Genomic DNA, 18,358 nt, shown 5'->3' with positions numbered 1-18,358 from the left:
TTGGTCAACCCTCACTTAACTTTATCAATTTACCTAATGATAACGTAATTTTAAGTATGAAAAAATGTTACTCTTCACGTAATGCTTGCATTGGGTCAGCACTTATTACGCGCCAAGCAGGAATAATGACAGACAAGAACACAATAAAAATCAAACCTAAATCTAATATCGTCATAGCGACGCCATTAAATTCAGGTAACATCGTTAAGTGCTTTTGAAGTTGCTCATAACCAAAAACTGAAAATGCAAAGCCTAGTCCTAAACCCAATACCAACATCCACAAAGCATCTTTTAAAATAAAGCGTACTAATAGTGACTGTTTCGCGCCAGTCGCCATGCGTACGGCTAATTCATACTTACGATGGTTTGTTGTCATTTGAGTCAAACCTGCAACACCAATAGCGGCAAGTATTATGGTCAGTAGTGTCACCGTGACTATTATCCATAAACTAGTACGATGCATTTGAGTCATTTCAGCCCACGTATCATTCAATGCGCTAATTTCTAAGTTTTTGAACAGAGGGAATTGCGCTTTGAACTTATCTTCTATCATTGAAGTCGTTAGTTTTTTTCCTTCAGGCATCATAACCGTGTAGGTTAAATAATTTGATGAACTGGGTTCCACGTTATAAACAATGGGTAGCTGATGTGTTTTCAAGTGTCCTGGTAGGCTTTTAAGTGTCGGCACAATGCCTTGGATAATCGCGTCTGAAACTCTTAGTTTTTTACCAATAATTTCATTAAATGAAAGCTTGGGGTACATGATTTTTGCCATCGCGGCGTCTACAATAACTATTTGCTCATCATTTTCTATTTGTTCTTTTGTAATGTTTTCCCCTGCTATCAAGGGGATTTTAAAGGCTGAAAAGTAACCTTCGTTGAAATATTTTTTTTCATAGCTTATTGAAAAATTAGTATTCTCTTCTTTATACGTTTGTATTGTAAAACTTCCATTAAGTGGCCCAGACGAAGGAACAATAACTTTGCTGCCACTTACATTGCTTTCAATAAACGTCATCATTGTTGTGTCATGATTACTTAATACCATCGTTTCAAGGTGTTCATATAGAACGTTTTTAGGTCCCTTCGTTTTAGGTTCCATACTAATCTGATAGCTATTACCTAATGTATAACCGACCTCACCAAAGACCTCTTCATAACTTTGCAGTGCGAGCATTACGCTTGATGTTAATAAAATAGAAGCTAAAGATAGCTGAAGTACCATTAATACTTTACTTAATGTTTGGTTGTTTTGTGTCTGTATACCTTTACCGCTGCTATTTAGATTATCTACTAAGCTATGTTTATTAACGTCAATAGTCGCGAGTAAACTAAAAATTAGTGTCAATAACATTACAATTAATAAAGCGGCGATCACCGTTGGAAAATCAAGGCTTATTGTTGCTAATAAAGGTAAATTGTTGCCAGCTAATATAGGCAAGAGTTTGATTATCCAGCCTGCTGACAATAAGCCAGTTATGGCTGCTAAACTGAAGCAAGGGAGGTTTTCCAAAAAAATTAGTAGCCGTAATTTATTTAGGTTGGCGCCTAAACTTAGCTGAATTGCAAATTCTTTACTTCTCGCCTGATAATGTGCAATAAACAAGTTTAATAAATTAAGTGTGGCCATTAATAATAAACCAACAACCGTTACCAATAAAGTGACAATAAGTGATACTGAAGAGCCTAGTAAATTTTCACGGTAGCTTTTATTACTAATGCTTAGTTCGAAGTTTTTACTAAACATTTTGAATGTGGCTGCTGCCTCAGCAGTAAAGTTGTTCTCTACGTATCTTGTACTCCATTCTTTAATTTCATTTTCAGTTAAAATTCTACGATTATCTTTTTGTAAAACAATAATATTTTCTAAGTCGCCATTAAGTGCGTTTGACTCAGGCTCAGACTTTTTCTGTGGTAAGTTACTTATCTGCCACACTTGTTTTGAATTGATAATTCCCGTACTTTTTATGGCTGTCACGTCTTCAATAACACCTGCAATGGTATAATTTTTATCTTCTAGTTGAATTATTGATCCTAAGGCAGAATTTTTGTTCGAAAATGCACTTTGCCATAAGCTATTTGAGATCCAAACAAAGCGTTCAGGTGAAGTAATATTAACGTCTTGGCCTTTAATTAATTTTGATCCCAATACGGTTAGAATGTTACTAGACGCTTTATGCTTATTTACCTCATATTGAGTATTATTGATGGAAATCTTGGCTGTTTGGGTAGAAATACTTGCCCACTCACCTAATGCTGAATAATCATCATAAAAGTGAGCTAGACGTTTCATTTCAAAAAAAGGCACAATAAAATCATCACTAAATGGAACATTTATTGAATAAGTATGAAGCTTATCCTCATTAGGCACACCTTGTAACGGCTGCAAAAAAAGAGTCGATGAAATCGCTATTACCGTTAACACCGCACCAAGTGTTAGCCCTAAGGTTAGAATAAGCGGTACACTTAAACGAGGTAAAGAAAATACCCGTCCGATGCCGCTATAGAAAGCTTTTCTGACTAAGCTCATGCAACCCCCTGCAATTTTCTATTTTTTTCGGCGTAGTTAGGTGGGGTTGTATTTGCTTGTGAAACTATTTGTCCATCAAGTAGCTGAATTTGGCGACTTGCACAACGTGCATAGCGAGAATCATGGGTTACCATTACAATAGTAGAGCCTGCTTTATTTAGTGTTTCCAATAAAGCCATAACTTGGTCACCATTTTTACTATCTAGGTTACCGGTGGGCTCATCCACTAAAATTAAATCAGGTTTCCCAACTAACGCACGAGCGATGGCGATACGTTGTTGTTGACCACCTGATAACTGATTAGGTCGATAACTTTGACGGTGTGCCATATCAACTTGTGCTAATACTTCTTCAACACGTTGCTTGATTTCTGCCTTTTTTACTTTCCTGTGTTCAAGTGGCAAAGCGACATTTTCAAAAACGGTCAAACTGTCGATTAAATTAAATGATTGAAATACATAGCCAATATGCTGGTTTCTTATTTGTGTTCTCTGGTCAACTTTCAAACCTTGGGTATTAATATCTGCTATTATATATTCACCTTCGCTGGCGTTATCCATTAACCCCATAATTGACAATAGTGTTGATTTTCCGCAACCAGAAGGTCCGGTAATAGCAACAAACTCACCTTGATTAATATCTAAAGACAGACCTTGTAGTGCATGCGTTTCAATTTGTTTGCTATCGAAACGTTTATGAACGTTATTCATGTTAACTATAGTTTTCATTATTATTTCCTTATTTTTATGATTGTTTTAATGACTACATTTTTATAATCAATACTTAGAATTACGTTAATAAGTAAGGGTTAATTCTTTGAATCTTTCATAATGGCGAGTATCACTGCTAATAATTTCATCGCCAATACTTAACCCCTCAATTATCATCAATTTGTTTTGAGAAAGTTCTCCGAAAACAACTTCTCGTTGCACAACAGTATTTTTGTTAGTTTTTACGAATACACTTTGTTTTGAACGTGGGCGAAGCCCCGATGTTTGCTTGATAAAAGTGGCATTGGTTTCGTGTTTTACAAATACTTGTGCAGACACTGACAAAGAGGGGCGAGCGTTCGAAGTCAGTTCGCTGTCAATTACCACCTCAGCTAATACAGAGCCATTCGTTACAATACTTTCAATACGGCTTATATGTGCTTTGACTGAGCCTTTTTGAGTGTTAATCGTGACGAGGGCACCAATATCAATTTGATCTGCTAACTGTTGAGGCAAGCGTAAACGCGCGATTAACGCTAAATCACTACCTACTTTCGCAAGTGATTGGCCCAACTGAACACTTTGGCCTAATTCAACTTCTAAACTTTGTAATGAACCGGAAATCCCACCTTTTACATGCATGTCTTCAAGTTGTTTTTCTAATAAAACCACTTGAGATTCTTGCTGAGTAATCGTGATATCGCGTTGGGTTAGTTGGTATCCTTGCATTTCAACAAATTGTATTAATTTTTCATTTTCAAACTTTAATCGCTTGGTTTGTTGTTTCACTGATAATTTAGCGCGTTGCAAATCTATTTGTGAGGAAACGCCTAAATCCATTAAGTTTTCATTAACAGAGAGTTCAAGCTGAGCTTTTTCAATTTCGGCCTCAATATCAGCGATACGACCTTGATAATTTAAGCGCAGACTTTGTTGCTCATATTTAAAGGCTTCACGTTGCGCTTGTTGTTGTGCTAACAAGCCTTTAGCTTGGTTAACTTCTTGCTCAAGTTTAGGGTTTGTTAATAATAGTATGATAGTTTCAGTTGTTATTTTTGTCCCTGGGCGAACTAAAATCTCAGCGACTTTACCCATTGCTGGCGCCGTGAGTAAACGCTCTTTGGCAGAATAAAACTCACCATAAGCATTTGTGTAAATATCAATAGCACCTTGCTCAACGGCTTGAAAAGTTAACGTGCCATAAGCTACTTCTTTGATCGCTTTACTACTCACAGCGAAAGCAGCATAACCAATAAGTGCAATAAATAAACTAAAGGCTAACCATTTTTTCCAAGGTTTTTGTTTTAATAATTTTATTTCCATTGAACGTCTATTGCTATAAGTATAAAGTTGAATAGTGCAATGGAAGAGTTGTGCCAATAATTAAATTGTATATATATCAATTGAATATGTATTTTAGTTTAATACAGAGGTGAGTAACTGTTCGTTTTTGATAGGCGTATGTTCGGAAATGTAAAATCTATTAAGTTCACCTTAATAGATTTTTATAATGGAGAAGGTAAATAATTGACCATTAAAGCGTAAAGAGGTGCGCGACTAATGCGGTGTAGTCAGCGAAAAAGTTTTTATCATCAAGGGCTTTAGAATTTATCAAATATTTACCATTAACCACCATAGTCGGAACACCGGTTAATTGACGAGCTGCTGATAACTTATCCTGAGTCTGCTTATTACGCTTAGCTTCACTAATAATGCTAAAGTTTTTCATGCCTTTATCAAATTTAGCACCATCTCCGCCACTCAATACAAAAATGTTACGAATATCTTCTTCGCTATTTATCGTTGCACGCTCGGTCTGTAAATAGTTAAAAATGGCAGGAGAGAATTTTTTAGCAATAGCCGTTTTCTCGGCAATAATAAGGGCTTTACTTAGCATAAACTGAATTTCTGGCGCAGTTTGTTGCATAAAGTCCACGTGCGTTTTTTCTAGCTTAGCCCCATTGGGCAATATCTTTTCGAATTCATTTAAATAGGGCTCATAAGCGCGACACGCAGGACAGTAATAAGAGAAGTATTCACGCAGCTCAGGTTTGTTGGTCGTTTGTTCAGATATAACGCTATAGTGCTTACCTTCTTCAAATTTACTGTCTTGTGCTGCAATCGCTGTCGCAGCGAATAAGGTCAAGGCGATGAATCCGCCAAATAGTGTTTTAAGAGCTTTCATGGTTATCCTTAGAGAATCATTTATTAGTTTTTATTGTTGCGAGTATAGACCAAAGTAAAAAGCGTCGGTTCATCGTAAAATGTAAAAGTTTATTACGAAAATTTTTTATCGAAAGTCATTATTTAAAATGAATTAAAAGACATAAGTTTAAATTATTTGAAATAATAGTTAAACGTTGTTGAATTGTAGCCGTTTTGTTTTTTAGTACATTACTATTTTCATCAGTAAATGGTTTGTTTATTTCATTATTATCAGTGGTTAATGTTTTTGTGGCTTTTCCATTATCTATCCTTATTTGTGGGTGTAAGACTATTCTGTCAAAACAATAAATGACAAACCAACGATATAAACTTACACTTAATATAAGTTAAGCTTATGGGCAATAAGTAAAAATGGATCAACGACTCAAGTATTTAAATGCAATGCGTACCTTTGAAAGTGCTGCTCGACATAAAAGCTATAGTCAAGCGGCAGAAGAGTTGTTTGTTTCTCAAGCGGCGGTTAGCCAACAAATGCGGCAATTGGAAAATGTTTTATCCGTAAAATTATTCGTTCGTACCGGCCGTAAAATGTTGTTAACGCCAAGCGGCGAGACTTTGTATGAGTCGACACATCAAGCGCTTAACACATTAATAAAAGGGCTTAACAGTATCCAACAAGAAGATATTGCTGGCGATTTAACGATTACGTCAACACAAGCATTTTGTTCTTTATGGTTAATGCCTCGTTTATATAAATTTTCTCAAGTACACCCGGATGTTAATGTACGCATATTAGGCTCAAATCAGAAAGAAGATTTACAACAAAAACATATAGATTTGGCGATACGCTTTGGTGTTAAAAAACAAATGTCCAACGCTGACAATCTCGTTATGGAAGATTTTGGTGAAGACGTTGTTTATCCCGTTTGCTCCCCCAAGTTATTACAACACATGTGGCTTCAAAGCCCCAAAGACCTCCTAGACTGCACCTTAGTTAGCTTAGCTAATGAGCAGGTAGTTACTTGGGATAAATGGTTTGAGCATGCAGGCGTCAAAGGCTTTGAAAACATGACTAAGAAAACAGAAGTTACCTCGAGCGACATGGCCTTAAATGCGGTATTAAGTGGTCATGGCGTTACACTTGCTGCCAATGCAATGTTTTCACAATACATTCAGACTAAGCAATTAGTTGTGCCTTTTAAAATTAAGCATCCAGTGATTTGGAAACGCTATTTGGCCTACGATCCCAATTCAGCTAAGCTTAAACGTATTCAGGTTTTTATTGACTGGGTGCGCGCCGAAATGGCAAGCTCAGCACCGAAAGTATTATTAAGATAATCTTGCTTTCGTTACATTTATCTAAGGAATATCAGTAGATGCCCTGTATTTTAGTTATTGATGACCGTCCGGATATCCGTCTAAGTTTAGCGGTATTGTTAGAAGATCATCACTACACCGTTATTGAAGCCGACAACCCTCAAGTTGCACAAGTGAAATTAAAAAACCATGCTATATCCTTGATATTGCTTGATATGAACTATCAATTAGACACAACGTCTGGTGAAGAAGGTTTAGCTTTTCTTACCTGGTTACAAAACTCTTCATTTGGACATACACCAATAATAGCAATGACCGCTTGGTCCAACACCGACCTAGTCGTAAAAGCAATGAACTTAGGTGCCAACGACTTTATTGAAAAGCCTTGGCGTAATAAACACTTACTACACACTGTGGCGCAGCAGCTCAATCTTTTAAACCTTTCAAGTCAAAATAAAAGATTAAAACAACAACTTATCAATGAAAGTTGTGACGATTACGTCTGGCAATCACCCGTTATGACGCAATTATTGAAAAAAGTAAAAGCGGTGGCACATACCGATGTCAGTATTTTATTAACCGGTGATAATGGCACAGGTAAAAGCGAACTTGCTCGTTTTATTCATCAAGGATCACCGCGTAATAACGAAGCTTTTATTGCCATAAATATGGGCGCTATCAGCGAGTCACTGTTTGAAAGCGAGATGTTTGGCCATAAAAAAGGCGCTTTTACTGATGCCAAACAAAACCGTATTGGGCGTTTTGAACTCGCTGAAAATGGCACTTTATTCTTGGATGAAATCGCCAATATTCCACTTTCCCAACAAGCTAAACTACTACGTGTATTAGAAAATGGAGAATACGAAACCCTTGGGTCAAGTCTAACACAAAAAACAAATACCCGCATAATATCAGCGACTAATGGTGACTTTGCTCAGTTACTAAGTACTGAGTTATTTAGAGAAGACTTATATTACCGTCTTAATACGATTGAATTTAGAGTACCGTCGTTAAAAGAACGCACGGAAGATATTTTATTGTTAGCGCAATTCTTTGTTGATAAATTCACTAAAAAATATCAACGGCCTACTTGTTCTATATCGCATGGTGCACAGCAAGCTATGCTTGATTACCATTGGCCAGGAAATGTGAGGGAAATGAGCCACTTAGTTGAACGAGCAGTCTTGTTAGCTGAACATGAACAGTTATTGGCAGAAGATTTGCACATTAGAAATGTCAGTCCTGCGGGGGCAGTCGAAAACTTAGCCAACAATGTGCTTCAAAATAATGAGCCGAGTAATCAATTACCATTAATGACATTGGCTGAAGCGGAAGTTGCTATGGTTAAATTAGCGCTCAAACAAAGCGCAGGAAATATACCCCAAGCGGCGTTATTACTGGGTTTAACAAAAGCGTCGATGTATCGACGTGTGGAGAAATATGGCCTTGCTAAAAACTAATTCTCTAGAAAGCTATATACAAAAAAAACTTGCCATACTCTGTACTGTTATTTTGTTGTTAACTGGTTATATTTCATGGCTTTTAACAATAAAGTGGCAGTGGATTGTTATTATTGAATTAGTGCTTTTTACGATTTGTTTTGGCTTTACTTTGTCAATAAAGCAGCGCGTGATGCGATCTTTTACCCGTGCTTCTTTACATTTAGATGCCATTACTCAGGAAGATTATAACCAATTTGGAAAATCAACTTTCCCAAAGGGTAAGGTTAGCGAATTTCATCAGCAATTGAAAAAACTAAGTGAAAAGTTACAAACACAAAAGTCTCATTATGATCAGCAGGCTTTTCTGGTTTATCAATTGATCTCACAGTTAGATACACCAGTTTTAATATTTAATGAAAAACAACAACTTACACTTGGTAACGAAGCTTTTTATTATCTGTTTAAGCAACCATGGCAAATGTTTCGTCACGCCACTGCCGATTTATTGGGCTTATATTACAATGAAGGACACTGGAAGTTCATAGACCAAGCGAAAAAAAATCGCTGGCAAATACGTCACAGTGAATTTATAGATGATGGTGAAAATCATCAACTGCTGCTTTTTATTGATATTGAACCCGCATTACGAGAAAGCCAATTAAATGCTTGGCAGCAAATCATTCGCGTACTCGGTCATGAGATCCGTAATTCATTAACACCGGTATCTTCAATGGCAGAGACGCTAGCAGATAAAGCAAGCAATGAACGAGACAAAATGGTGCTTGGTGTTATTACCGAGCGTTGTTTGCATTTACAATCTTTTGTGAACCGATACTCGTCGTTATCACAAAAGCTACAAATAAATTGCCAGTGGTTGTCTGTAGAGCATGTGATTAGATCTGTTTCAGGTTTGTTCACCGATATAAACATTACCCTTAACGCGCGTGTTAATGAATTTTGGGCAGATGGCGAATTTATAGAACAAATTTTTATTAACTTATTTAAAAATGCTAAAGAGGCAGGCGCCACAGAAATAACGGTTAGCCTTGCTTTAGAAGATCAATATTATATTATTGAAATTACCGACGATGGTCATGGTTTCTCTAACATGAACAACTTATTTGTTCCGCTCTATTCAACTAAGCCACAAGGTCAAGGAATAGGGTTAAGCTTTTGTCGTAATATTATTGAACAGCATCATGGGGTAATGGAACTGCATAATAATAACGAGAGTGATCAACAGCAACAAGGAGTTACCGTAATGATGATTCTTCCTAAACCCACTATTGACAAAGGTTAGCAGCGGGTTCAATTATGAACTAGGTATTAGTTCGAAAATGAACCTTTGTTTATTTGAGTAAGTTAACCCGATAAAACTGTTTGTAACAACAAGTTGATTTGGAAAAATATTTATTGTTATTTAATAGAGAAGTTTTGCTATAGTGATAAAAATTACCATAAGGACAATAAATAAAATGAAATTATTTACAAAAGTAGTAGCCGCGAGTATTTTTACTGTATTAGCTACAGGTGCAATCGCTAACTCAGCAAGCTCTTTAAAACATGCAGAAAAAGCGACTGACTTACGCCAATCAATATTTAGTTTATTGGGCAGCAACATGGGTCCTTTAGGCGGCATGGCTAAAGGAAAAATTGAATTTGACGCGGAAAAAGTATCAACGCATGCTTTACGCATTAATCAATTATCACTGATGATTGCAGACTACACCCGCACGAACACTTCGGCACATAAAGTGAAGACTGAAGCACTCGACAAAATTTGGGAACAACCAGATGCATTTTCAAAACGTATTGATGACTTAACACAAGCATCGGCTAATTTGCAAAAAGCAGCTTTAAGTGGAGATGAAAGTCTTATTAAAAAAGCGATTGGTGGTGTAGGTAAAACCTGTGGCGGCTGCCATGATGACTTTAAAGCAGAATAGTGCTTAACCCGTCACCATTTAACGGCTTTGAAGTCTGATGGTTTCGGGTTTAATTAACATAAATTAATAGGTGATTTCAGTGGTGCAAAAATCTTCTAATCACCTATTGTTAAAATAACAAATGTATTAGTAGTAATATTCTTCTATAACCGGTGCATTAAGCACAACCAGCCAATAAACAAAAACCACAGCCACTATTACAATTAAAAGCGCAATCCATAACTTAGAGTGTTTGATTACATTTTTATTATCTACTTTAGCAGTAAGCTTTTTTCCTGTGATCATCGGCAGTATTAACGACTGTTTTTTTATTCGTTCATAATAGGCGATTGCCAATAGGTGCATAGCAATGGCTGCAATCATAAAGTCAAAAACATTGTGATGTAAAAACATCATAACTTGTTCGACTTCTTTGCTAACACTATCGTAGTAAGGTCCAGAAGAAAATACATCATCATTGATAAACAAGCCACTTACTGCCTGTAAACTGATGAGAAAAATCATCAAAAAAACCATCAAACTGCCTAATGGATTATGACCACTACTATTTTTAACTTGATTGTTTTTTAGATCACCAATGTAGTTAATAAGGCGCTTAGGTGTTGGAACAAAAGAGCTAAAGAGTGAGTGTTTAGTACCGAAGAATCCCCACAAAATTCTGAAAACAAGTAAGCCTAAAGCGAAATAGCCAAGTTTCATATGAATATCAATCAGGTCATTGTCTTGATCAGAAGTGTACCAAGAGGCAATAACAGTAAAGGCAAATAGCCAATGAAAAAGTCGTAAAGGTAAATCCCAAATAAGAACATGTTTCAGCAAGAGTCTATCCCAAATAAAAATAAAGTATTAATTGTAATGGCTACAAATTATGAAGTAAAAAGGAATCACCGAATTACTTCACATCAATAACGAAAGTTTTTGAGTTCATTATCGAACTAGTACGAAAGTTGGTTTGCTGATTTAATGTTTCGTATTGATTTGTATGGGAAATATTATTGGCACGAAATTCGCTATATCAATAAATATAGAAAGACGGTTAAGCAACAGCCAAGAGAATAATGTGGATATTTTAAAACAGAAGCCTAAAAAGACATTGCTCAATAACAAAGGACTAATAGTAACGATCGCCGTTGTTATTGTTATTGTATTGGTAAGTTATGCAAAAGCGTCACTTAATAGTGTCAGCCTAGCAAGAAAAGATTTATTGCTTGCAACGGTAAAGCAAGGAAATATAGACGTTACCGTAGAAGGATACGGCAAGTTAACCTCAGATAAATTGCAATTAATTACTACCCTCACCAAAGCAACGGTTGAAGAAATCGTATTAAAACCTGGCGCGACTGTTACCAAAGAAAGTGTAATCGTAAAATTAGCGAACCCAGAACTGCAGCAACAAGTGCAAAGTGCTGAATATTCAGTAGCTGAGTCAAGAGCCAATTTACGTCAACTAAAATTAAACCAAAGACGCGAAACACTCACCGAAAAGTCTAGTTATTTAGAACTTGTATCACAGCACAAAGGGGCTCGTTTAACGTTAACCGCACAAAATAAATTGGTAAAAAGCGGTATTGTCAAACAAATAGACTATCAAGAAAGCATATTGCGTGAAGATCAGTTAAAAGAACGAATCGAAATTTTTAAAGAACGTAATGAACAGCTTAAAGAAGTACATAAAGAAGCGATAAATATACAATTAGAACGTATTAAGCAAGTCGAACAAAGACTAACAATCGCTAAAGACCGGAAAAATAAATTAGTAGTAAAGGCTGGCTTTGACGGTGTGCTACAACGTTTATCTGTAAATTTAGGACAAAGCTTGTCTGCAGGGCAAGAAGTCGCCTTAATTGGTAGTGTTACCGAATTAATTGCGTTAATCCGTGTGCCACAAAACCAAGTGCAATTAGTTAAAATTGGTCAGAACGTTATCGTTGATACCCGACAAGAACTCATTAAGGGAAAAGTTAAGCGTATTGACCCTATTGTTGACCAAAACACCGTCGAGGTTGAAATATCATTTTCTGGGAAACTGCCTAAAAGTGCAAGGCCCGAACAAAACATTGATGCCGTGATAACGGCTAAAGTGCTGAAAAACATTTACTACATAGACCGACCTGCCAATGTGCAAGCGCATAGTATAACTTCGCTGTACCAGCTTAATAAAGAAATGTCCGAAGCTAAAAGAGTCGACATAAGTTTTGGAGAAAAAACTGGACGATTTATTGAAATAAGTGCGGGAGCCAACTTAGGCGACCAATTTATTATTTCAGATTTAAATAACTATAAAACAGCAAAAATCTCGATTCTATAATTGAGTCATAAAATTACAAAAGGATAGGTACATGAGCAAAGCCATTTTATTATTAAAAAATATCGGTAAAATTTTTGAAACCGAAGAACTTGAAACACATGCTTTGAAATCAATTAACTTAACCGTTAATAAAGGAGATTACGTTTCAATATCTGGTCCTTCTGGCTGTGGTAAATCAACACTTTTATCAATTATGGGCTTACTTGATGTGAGTAGCGGTGGAGAGTATTTCATTGAAGGGGTCAATGTAACTGACTTATCGCTGGATCAAGCTGCAGAAGTCAGAAATGCAAAGATTGGATTTATATTTCAATCGTTTAATTTAATAGACGAGCTTTCAGTTTTCGACAACGTGGCGCTTCCATTACGCTACCATGCAGATAAGCCTAATAACGCGACAATTAAAAAGCGTGTCATAGAATGTTTAGAAAAAGTAGGCTTGTCACATCGAATTAGCCACAAACCTAATCAGCTTTCGGGCGGACAACAACAACGTGTTGCTATTGCTCGTGCCCTAGTCGCAAACCCTGCCGTCTTATTAGTCGATGAACCTACGGGTAACCTTGATTCAAAAAGTGCTGACCAAGTTATGGATGTACTCGACCAATTAAATAAAGCGGGTACAACTATTTGTATGGTAACGCATGATCCGCGCTATGCAGATATGGCGCGTACTAAAGTACAACTTCTTGATGGCGCTATTTTACACTCACCGGGTGTAAAACTAGTCGGGTAAATCGGCTAACTCAATAAGTACTTTGTACCGTCATACTGAATTTATTTCAGTATCTAAAGTTGTTGAAAAGTTTAAAAACCAGATCCTGAAACAAGTTCAGGATGACGATAGAGACTGCCTGAAACACAGGTTTATGTTCCAGACTAAACCTAAGCAACTACATACGTGTAGGCAAGTTCCGGGTGACGGCAGATATTACATTATGATCAACGGAAAACTTAACAAATGAACTTATTCTGCTATCAACTTAAACAAGCGTATTTAAGCTTGAAGCAAAAACCGATTTTTGTGCTCAGTGTAGTTTCTACCATGGGCGTAACCTTAGGTGCTTTACTATGTGTGCTGACCTTAGCGTATGTCATGTTAATAAAACCCTTACCGTATCCTGACCAAGACCGTTTATATAATGTTGAACATCAATTAATCAGTAATGAAAATGCTATTGATGGCCGCGCTTTTACTTACCCTAATCTAATGCATTTATATAACCAGCAATCGTTATTTGAGCAAAGTGTTTTAATGTATGTTGATGGCGGGGTCATTACTTCTTTGCCAAGCGAACCCATGGTGGCAATATCATTTATAACGCCGCAATGGTTTTCATTGTTCTCTGCCAAAATGGCGTTAGGGAAAGGATTTGAAGAAAGTGAAAAAGTTAACAGTTATAACCCCGTTGCCGTTTTAACTTATGAAACATGGCAAAATAAGTTTAATGGTGACATCAATGTACTTGAAAAAAGCCTGACGTTAAGCGGAAATAACTACCGAATTATTGGTGTACTCGCAGAAAATAACATTGAAGCGCCACTCGCCGGCGCTGGTTTTAAAACAGAGTTATACCTTCCATGGGATTATAATTCGGTAAGCGAACGAGAACGAAAACGTTGGGGAAATGATGATAGCGGTTTGATATATGTTGGTAAGCTGAATAAGCAATATGCGGAATATTCCAAGCCACAAATTGATCAAATACTAACAAAGGTCGTCAATGAGAATTGGCAAAGTAAGGTATCGGGTCATGATTTTTTTAAAAATTGGTCGATCGTACTCGAAACACAAACATTAAAATCTTTTATTGTGAGCGATGGTGAACGTAGTGTTTACTTATTATTAATTGGATCATTAGGGTTATTGTTTATTGCTTGCGCTAATATCGCCAATTTATTTGTTTCACGAACAGTAGAACGTCAACAACAACTTGCGATTTCTGCTGCCGTAGGTGCTTCTAAAGCACAATTGTTTCGCAATATTTTAGCTGAAACAGGGCTGTTAATGTTTGCTGCTATTTTACTCGCACAGGTCGTTATTTTTGTTGGCTTTAGCGTATTACAATATTACCTTGGTGATTTTCTACCACGCATTGATGAACTTGAACTTAGTGCATTTTCATTTTCAGTTTCTATTTTACTCTTAGTCTTGTTAACACTTGTCTTCTCACATTTATGTTTGAAAATGATTAACTATCATGCGCTTAACGCTACTTTGCAATCAAGTGGCAAAGGCAGTGGTATTCAAGTGTCAAAGCGTGTGAGAAACATCTTAATTAGCAGTCAAATAGCGACAGCAACCGCCTTAGTCTTTATTAATGTCGTTTTGTATAAAGACGCCAGTGAATTAGTAAACCAACCTTTGGGTTATCAAACAAATAATATTACCTCGGTTGTATTGGCATTACCCAATGTAGAAAACGGCATAAAAGCACAAAAACTCACCGCGCTTAAAGCTGAATTATTAGCCCATCCGAAAATAAAAAAGGTAAGCCAAGCGATGAGACCTACAGGCTTCGGTACTTTGGCATTAACAGCTATGGAAACAGACAATCGTTATACCGTGCTAGGGAAAGATATTGATGATCAATACTTTAGCATGCTCAAACAAGCGATTATTGAAGGTGACAACTTTAGTGCTGCAGATATTAAAGACAACAGAAGCGTGATGATTGTTAATGATATTTTTGCCAGAAAATTAGCACCAAATGGCAGTGCAATTGGCTTTAAATTTAAAAATGGTGTTGAAGTCATTGGTGTTGTAAAAAGTATTAATATGCCTGGCATCCAAAGAATAGATGCTCGTTTCTATTACCCCGCAAGTTTGGCAAGAAACATGTTGCTAATAGAGCAGCATCAAGGGCAAATATTTAATCGTGATGAAATGATTGAGGTAATGAAGAGCGTTGATAAAAAATTAAGTTTATTCACTTTCACATCACTCAATGAATATAAAGACCGTCGATTATTTTCTTCAGTAACAACAGCCGTTACGACACTGGTATTGGCTATTTTAACGTTATTACTCTCGGGTTTAGGTCTGTACGGTATTCTTAATTATTCTAGCCAAATGCGTCGTTTTGAAATTGGCACTCGCATGGCTATTGGTGCAAAAGGTAAAGACATTGTTAGCTTAGTATTTAAAGATAATGCTGGCGCATTAGGCATTGGTTTAGCGGTAAGCTTTATAGTATTACTTGTTTTGTATCTTGGTTTTAGTGACAGTTTAAGTGCTTATGTCAACGTAGAGCTTCTTCCTTTATTTATTCTCACACTGGGAGCAATATCGCTGCTTTCAGCTCTTGCTTGTTATGTGCCATTACGCCCGTTTATTAAAAATCCTGTTATTCATGCCTTAAAGGGGAGTGAATAATGCACCTGTTTGCCTATCAATTAAAACAAGCGTTTCTTAGTCTTAAACAAAAGCCGGGCTTTGTTTTTAGTATTGTTTCAACAATGGGTATAACGTTAGGTGCTTTGTTATGTGTGTTAACACTAGCCTATTTATTGTTGATTGAGCCATTGCCTTACCCCGAGCAAGATCGACTGTTTGTTGCAGAACATAAAGTTCTCGGAGATAAAAAAGAGACCAAAACAGTTGCTTATAGTTATGCTGGCTTGGTGCATTTATACAAAAGTAAAGTGGCCTTTGAAAAAGCGACAATCATGTATTATGACCAAGATGTGATCCTTTCTCACCTTAGCCAACCACTGGTTAATACCACTTATGCCACGCCGGAGTTACATCAACTGTTAGCGTCGACTATGGCAACAGGTCGAATGTTTGCGGCGAGCGAAGCCTTAGATACCAATAACCCAGTAGCTATGCTCAGTTATAATACTTGGCAGAATAAGTATGATGGCAGTGTGGATATTCTTGAGCAAAAAATGAATATCAGAGGAGTTAGTTATCGCATTATTGGTGTATTAGCCGAAAACTTTGTTGAACCCACATTGGCTGAGATTGGGCGTGAAACGCAAGTTTGGCTGCCATGGGATTATAATCAGACTGACCAAGTAAGCAGAAAAAGTTTTTTGAGCATAAAAGGTAACTTTAAATTTATTGGTCAATTGAAAAAAGGGCTTAGCCAAAGCCAAGCACAACAACTTTTAACCCCCTTAGTGAGTGAACGTTGGCAAGAAGGTGTTGCTGATATGGAATTCTTCAAGGATTGGTCAATCGAAATGCGAGTCAGCTCAGTGAAGGACGTTATGCTCGGGGAGAGTGAGTCTATTGCGTTAATGCTGCTAGCGGGTGTGATTGGTTTAGTATTGATTGCCTGCGCAAATATCTCTAATTTGTTTATCGCACGTACTGCAGAAAAACAGCGTCAAATGGCGATTCAAGCAGCGATTGGTGCCACTAAGAAACAGTTATTTAAAGGGATGTTTGCTGAAACTAGTTTGCTGATGTTGATGTCGATTATACTCGCCTTGATACTTGCCAAGGGCGGGTTTTATCTTATGCAGAAATATTTGGGGGCGGTATTACCGCGAGTAAACGAGTTATCGCTTAATCAGATAACCCTTAGCTGTGCGGCGCTGATCACCATTATTTTTGCATTATTTTTTGCTAAATTAAGTACGCGTATTATCAATTATTGTGAGCTCAATGCTAGCTTACAAAGTAGTGGTAAGGGCAGTGGTTTACGGGTATCAACAAAGACACGCCAAGTATTAATCGCCAGTCAAGTGGCATTAGCGACGCTATTAGTATTTGCCAACTTTAGCTTACTTAAAGATGCCGTTAAAACCATTAATACCCCGATAGGTTTTACCACTAATAATATCTCAACGTTAACTTTAAACTTCTCTTCAAACCCATTATCTAGCGAGGAAGAGGTCATAGCCATTATGGCTGAGATCATAGAAAAGCTTAAAACCTTACCACAGGTGGAAGCCATTGCGCATGGGAGTTCACCTTTAGATGGCTTTGGTATTAAATTGCTAACCAAACTTGATAATAATGAAGGGCATTCACCGTATTTAAAAAGAATTGATCATAGATATTTTAAACTAATTGAACAACCGCTATTACAAGGTGAAAATTTTACCAAGCTAGATAGCCGAGATAACAACTATTTGATGATTGTTAACCAAGCGTTTGCTAAGCAGTTAACACCTGACGGTGATGTCGTAGGTATGCGACTAGTATCGATAAATGAGCCTGAATTTAAAATAATAGGTATTGTTAAAGATATTGCTATTCCTGGCGATACTCCGTTTGGCAGCGACGATGTAGCTGCGCCTATACCAAGGGCCTATGTGCCCGATAATCTAAACGACAACAAATTTATACTTAAAATAAAGGCTGACCAGTCTATTAGTCGTCAACAGTTGGGAAAATTATTAGCCGAAGTTGACGCTAGATATTCTGTATTTAGCTTCAAATCAGCAGATGACATGCTTACTCAAAGCCTGTTTACTCAAATTACTACCGCGGTGACAACGACAGCTTTAACGTTAATCACTTTTTTCCTCGCGGGCATTGGCCTCTATGGCATTTTAAGTTACAGCACACAAATGCGCCGTTTTGAGATTGGAACACGAATGGCAATAGGCGCTAAACGTGGTGACTTAATATTACTGATCATAAAAGACAACGTGAAGCCTATTGTTTTCGGTTTATTGCTTAGCCTCGTTATTTTATTGAGTGTGTATTTCTTTTTTAGTGTAGAGCTTTCATCTTATATCACAGCGCAATTAGCGCCGTTGTTTCTCGTGACGCTTGTATTAATTTCTACTCTTTCGTTATTGGCTTGTTATTTACCATTAAGACGATTTATTAATTCTCCTGCGATAAATAGCTTACGAGGTAATGAATAATGACAACTATCCCTGAAAAAGTTATTCCCCGTCATGCTGAATTTATTTCAGTATCTCGCTGTCGCGAGCTGTCGTTTAAAAATAAAGCTAGTCATCAACATTGTCGAAGG

General features: G+C 36.9%; 13 protein-coding genes. 8 read left to right on the top strand and 5 right to left on the bottom strand.

Features of this window, described 5'->3' with window-relative positions; translation table 11 throughout:
* Positions 1-67: 67 nt before the first annotated feature.
* From H4J67_RS16170 to H4J67_RS16155, 4 genes are all read right to left on the bottom strand, one after another.
* Complete coding sequence (locus H4J67_RS16170) at positions 68-2,530, bottom strand: ABC transporter permease (protein ID WP_182204360.1); 2,463 nt, start codon at positions 2,528-2,530, stop codon at positions 68-70.
* The gene (locus H4J67_RS16165) at positions 2,527-3,258 is read right to left on the bottom strand and encodes an ABC transporter ATP-binding protein (protein WP_182204359.1); all 732 of its coding nucleotides are present in this window, start codon (positions 3,256-3,258) and stop codon (positions 2,527-2,529) included. Before H4J67_RS16165 ends, H4J67_RS16170 begins: the two co-directional genes overlap by 4 nt.
* Positions 3,259-3,324: 66 nt before the next feature.
* A complete protein-coding gene (locus H4J67_RS16160) occupies positions 3,325-4,563 on the bottom strand; it encodes an efflux RND transporter periplasmic adaptor subunit (protein ID WP_182204357.1) in 1,239 nt (412 codons plus the stop codon).
* A 211-nt stretch (positions 4,564-4,774) separates the two neighbouring features.
* Complete coding sequence (locus H4J67_RS16155) at positions 4,775-5,425, bottom strand: thiol:disulfide interchange protein DsbA/DsbL (protein ID WP_182170497.1); 651 nt, start codon at positions 5,423-5,425, stop codon at positions 4,775-4,777.
* Positions 5,426-5,817: 392 nt separating this feature from the next.
* On the opposite strand from H4J67_RS16155, the gene H4J67_RS16150 reads away from it, so the two are divergent.
* The 4 genes from H4J67_RS16150 (at position 5,818) to H4J67_RS16135 (ending at position 10,111) form a co-directional block, all read left to right on the top strand.
* Positions 5,818-6,744: a LysR substrate-binding domain-containing protein gene (locus tag H4J67_RS16150; RefSeq protein WP_182170500.1), complete on the top strand. Its 927-nt coding sequence runs from the start codon at positions 5,818-5,820 to the stop codon at positions 6,742-6,744.
* Positions 6,745-6,782: 38 nt separating this feature from the next.
* Positions 6,783-8,183: a sigma-54 dependent transcriptional regulator gene (locus H4J67_RS16145; protein WP_182204355.1), complete on the top strand. Its 1,401-nt coding sequence runs from the start codon at positions 6,783-6,785 to the stop codon at positions 8,181-8,183.
* Positions 8,164-9,465, top strand: a complete 1,302-nt coding sequence (locus tag H4J67_RS16140; RefSeq protein WP_182170506.1) for a PAS domain-containing sensor histidine kinase — start codon at positions 8,164-8,166, stop codon at positions 9,463-9,465. The genes H4J67_RS16145 and H4J67_RS16140 overlap by 20 nt, the downstream gene beginning before the upstream one ends.
* 175 nt (positions 9,466-9,640) lie before the next feature.
* Positions 9,641-10,111 carry a cytochrome c gene (locus H4J67_RS16135; RefSeq protein WP_182170509.1) on the top strand — a complete coding sequence of 157 codons (471 nt, stop codon included), beginning with the start codon at positions 9,641-9,643 and terminating at the stop codon, positions 10,109-10,111.
* A 126-nt stretch (positions 10,112-10,237) separates the two neighbouring features.
* Here the strand turns inward: H4J67_RS16135 and H4J67_RS16130 are convergent, their stop codons facing one another.
* Positions 10,238-10,930, bottom strand: a complete 693-nt coding sequence (locus tag H4J67_RS16130; protein ID WP_220463186.1) for a cytochrome b/b6 domain-containing protein — start codon at positions 10,928-10,930, stop codon at positions 10,238-10,240.
* 241 nt (positions 10,931-11,171) lie between these two features.
* Here H4J67_RS16130 and H4J67_RS16125 point away from each other — a divergent pair, with 241 nt between their 5' ends.
* From H4J67_RS16125 to H4J67_RS16110, 4 genes are all read left to right on the top strand, one after another.
* Positions 11,172-12,419 carry an HlyD family efflux transporter periplasmic adaptor subunit gene (locus H4J67_RS16125; protein ID WP_310740636.1) on the top strand — a complete coding sequence of 416 codons (1,248 nt, stop codon included), beginning with the start codon at positions 11,172-11,174 and terminating at the stop codon, positions 12,417-12,419.
* Between the two features lie 31 nt (positions 12,420-12,450).
* Positions 12,451-13,155, top strand: coding sequence for an ABC transporter ATP-binding protein (locus tag H4J67_RS16120; RefSeq protein WP_182170515.1), 705 nt, complete (start codon positions 12,451-12,453; stop codon positions 13,153-13,155).
* Positions 13,156-13,380: 225 nt separating this feature from the next.
* A complete protein-coding gene (locus H4J67_RS16115; protein ID WP_182204352.1) occupies positions 13,381-15,795 on the top strand; it encodes an ABC transporter permease in 2,415 nt (804 codons plus the stop codon).
* The gene (locus tag H4J67_RS16110; protein ID WP_182204350.1) at positions 15,795-18,248 is read left to right on the top strand and encodes an ABC transporter permease; all 2,454 of its coding nucleotides are present in this window, start codon (positions 15,795-15,797) and stop codon (positions 18,246-18,248) included. Before H4J67_RS16115 ends, H4J67_RS16110 begins: the two co-directional genes overlap by 1 nt.
* Positions 18,249-18,358 lie beyond the last annotated feature (110 nt).

It is taken from the genome of Colwellia sp. BRX10-4 (genome assembly GCF_014077465.1).
Lineage (GTDB): Bacteria > Pseudomonadota > Gammaproteobacteria > Enterobacterales > Alteromonadaceae > Colwellia_A.
Note: the sequence above shows the minus strand (reverse complement) of the source record. Positions and strands in the feature narration are given on the sequence as shown.

Coding starts and splice junctions, on each gene's coding strand:
- H4J67_RS16140 (WP_182170506.1), top strand. CDS start 8,164: ATGGCCTTGCTAAAAACTAATTCTCTAGAAAGCTATATACAAAAAAAA.
- H4J67_RS16115 (WP_182204352.1), top strand. CDS start 13,381: ATGAACTTATTCTGCTATCAACTTAAACAAGCGTATTTAAGCTTGAAG.
- H4J67_RS16165 (WP_182204359.1), bottom strand. CDS start 3,258: ATGAAAACTATAGTTAACATGAATAACGTTCATAAACGTTTCGATAGC.
- H4J67_RS16135 (WP_182170509.1), top strand. CDS start 9,641: ATGAAATTATTTACAAAAGTAGTAGCCGCGAGTATTTTTACTGTATTA.
- H4J67_RS16160 (WP_182204357.1), bottom strand. CDS start 4,563: ATGGAAATAAAATTATTAAAACAAAAACCTTGGAAAAAATGGTTAGCC.
- H4J67_RS16150 (WP_182170500.1), top strand. CDS start 5,818: ATGGATCAACGACTCAAGTATTTAAATGCAATGCGTACCTTTGAAAGT.
- H4J67_RS16110 (WP_182204350.1), top strand. CDS start 15,795: ATGCACCTGTTTGCCTATCAATTAAAACAAGCGTTTCTTAGTCTTAAA.
- H4J67_RS16155 (WP_182170497.1), bottom strand. CDS start 5,425: ATGAAAGCTCTTAAAACACTATTTGGCGGATTCATCGCCTTGACCTTA.
- H4J67_RS16170 (WP_182204360.1), bottom strand. CDS start 2,530: ATGAGCTTAGTCAGAAAAGCTTTCTATAGCGGCATCGGACGGGTATTT.
- H4J67_RS16120 (WP_182170515.1), top strand. CDS start 12,451: ATGAGCAAAGCCATTTTATTATTAAAAAATATCGGTAAAATTTTTGAA.
- H4J67_RS16145 (WP_182204355.1), top strand. CDS start 6,783: ATGCCCTGTATTTTAGTTATTGATGACCGTCCGGATATCCGTCTAAGT.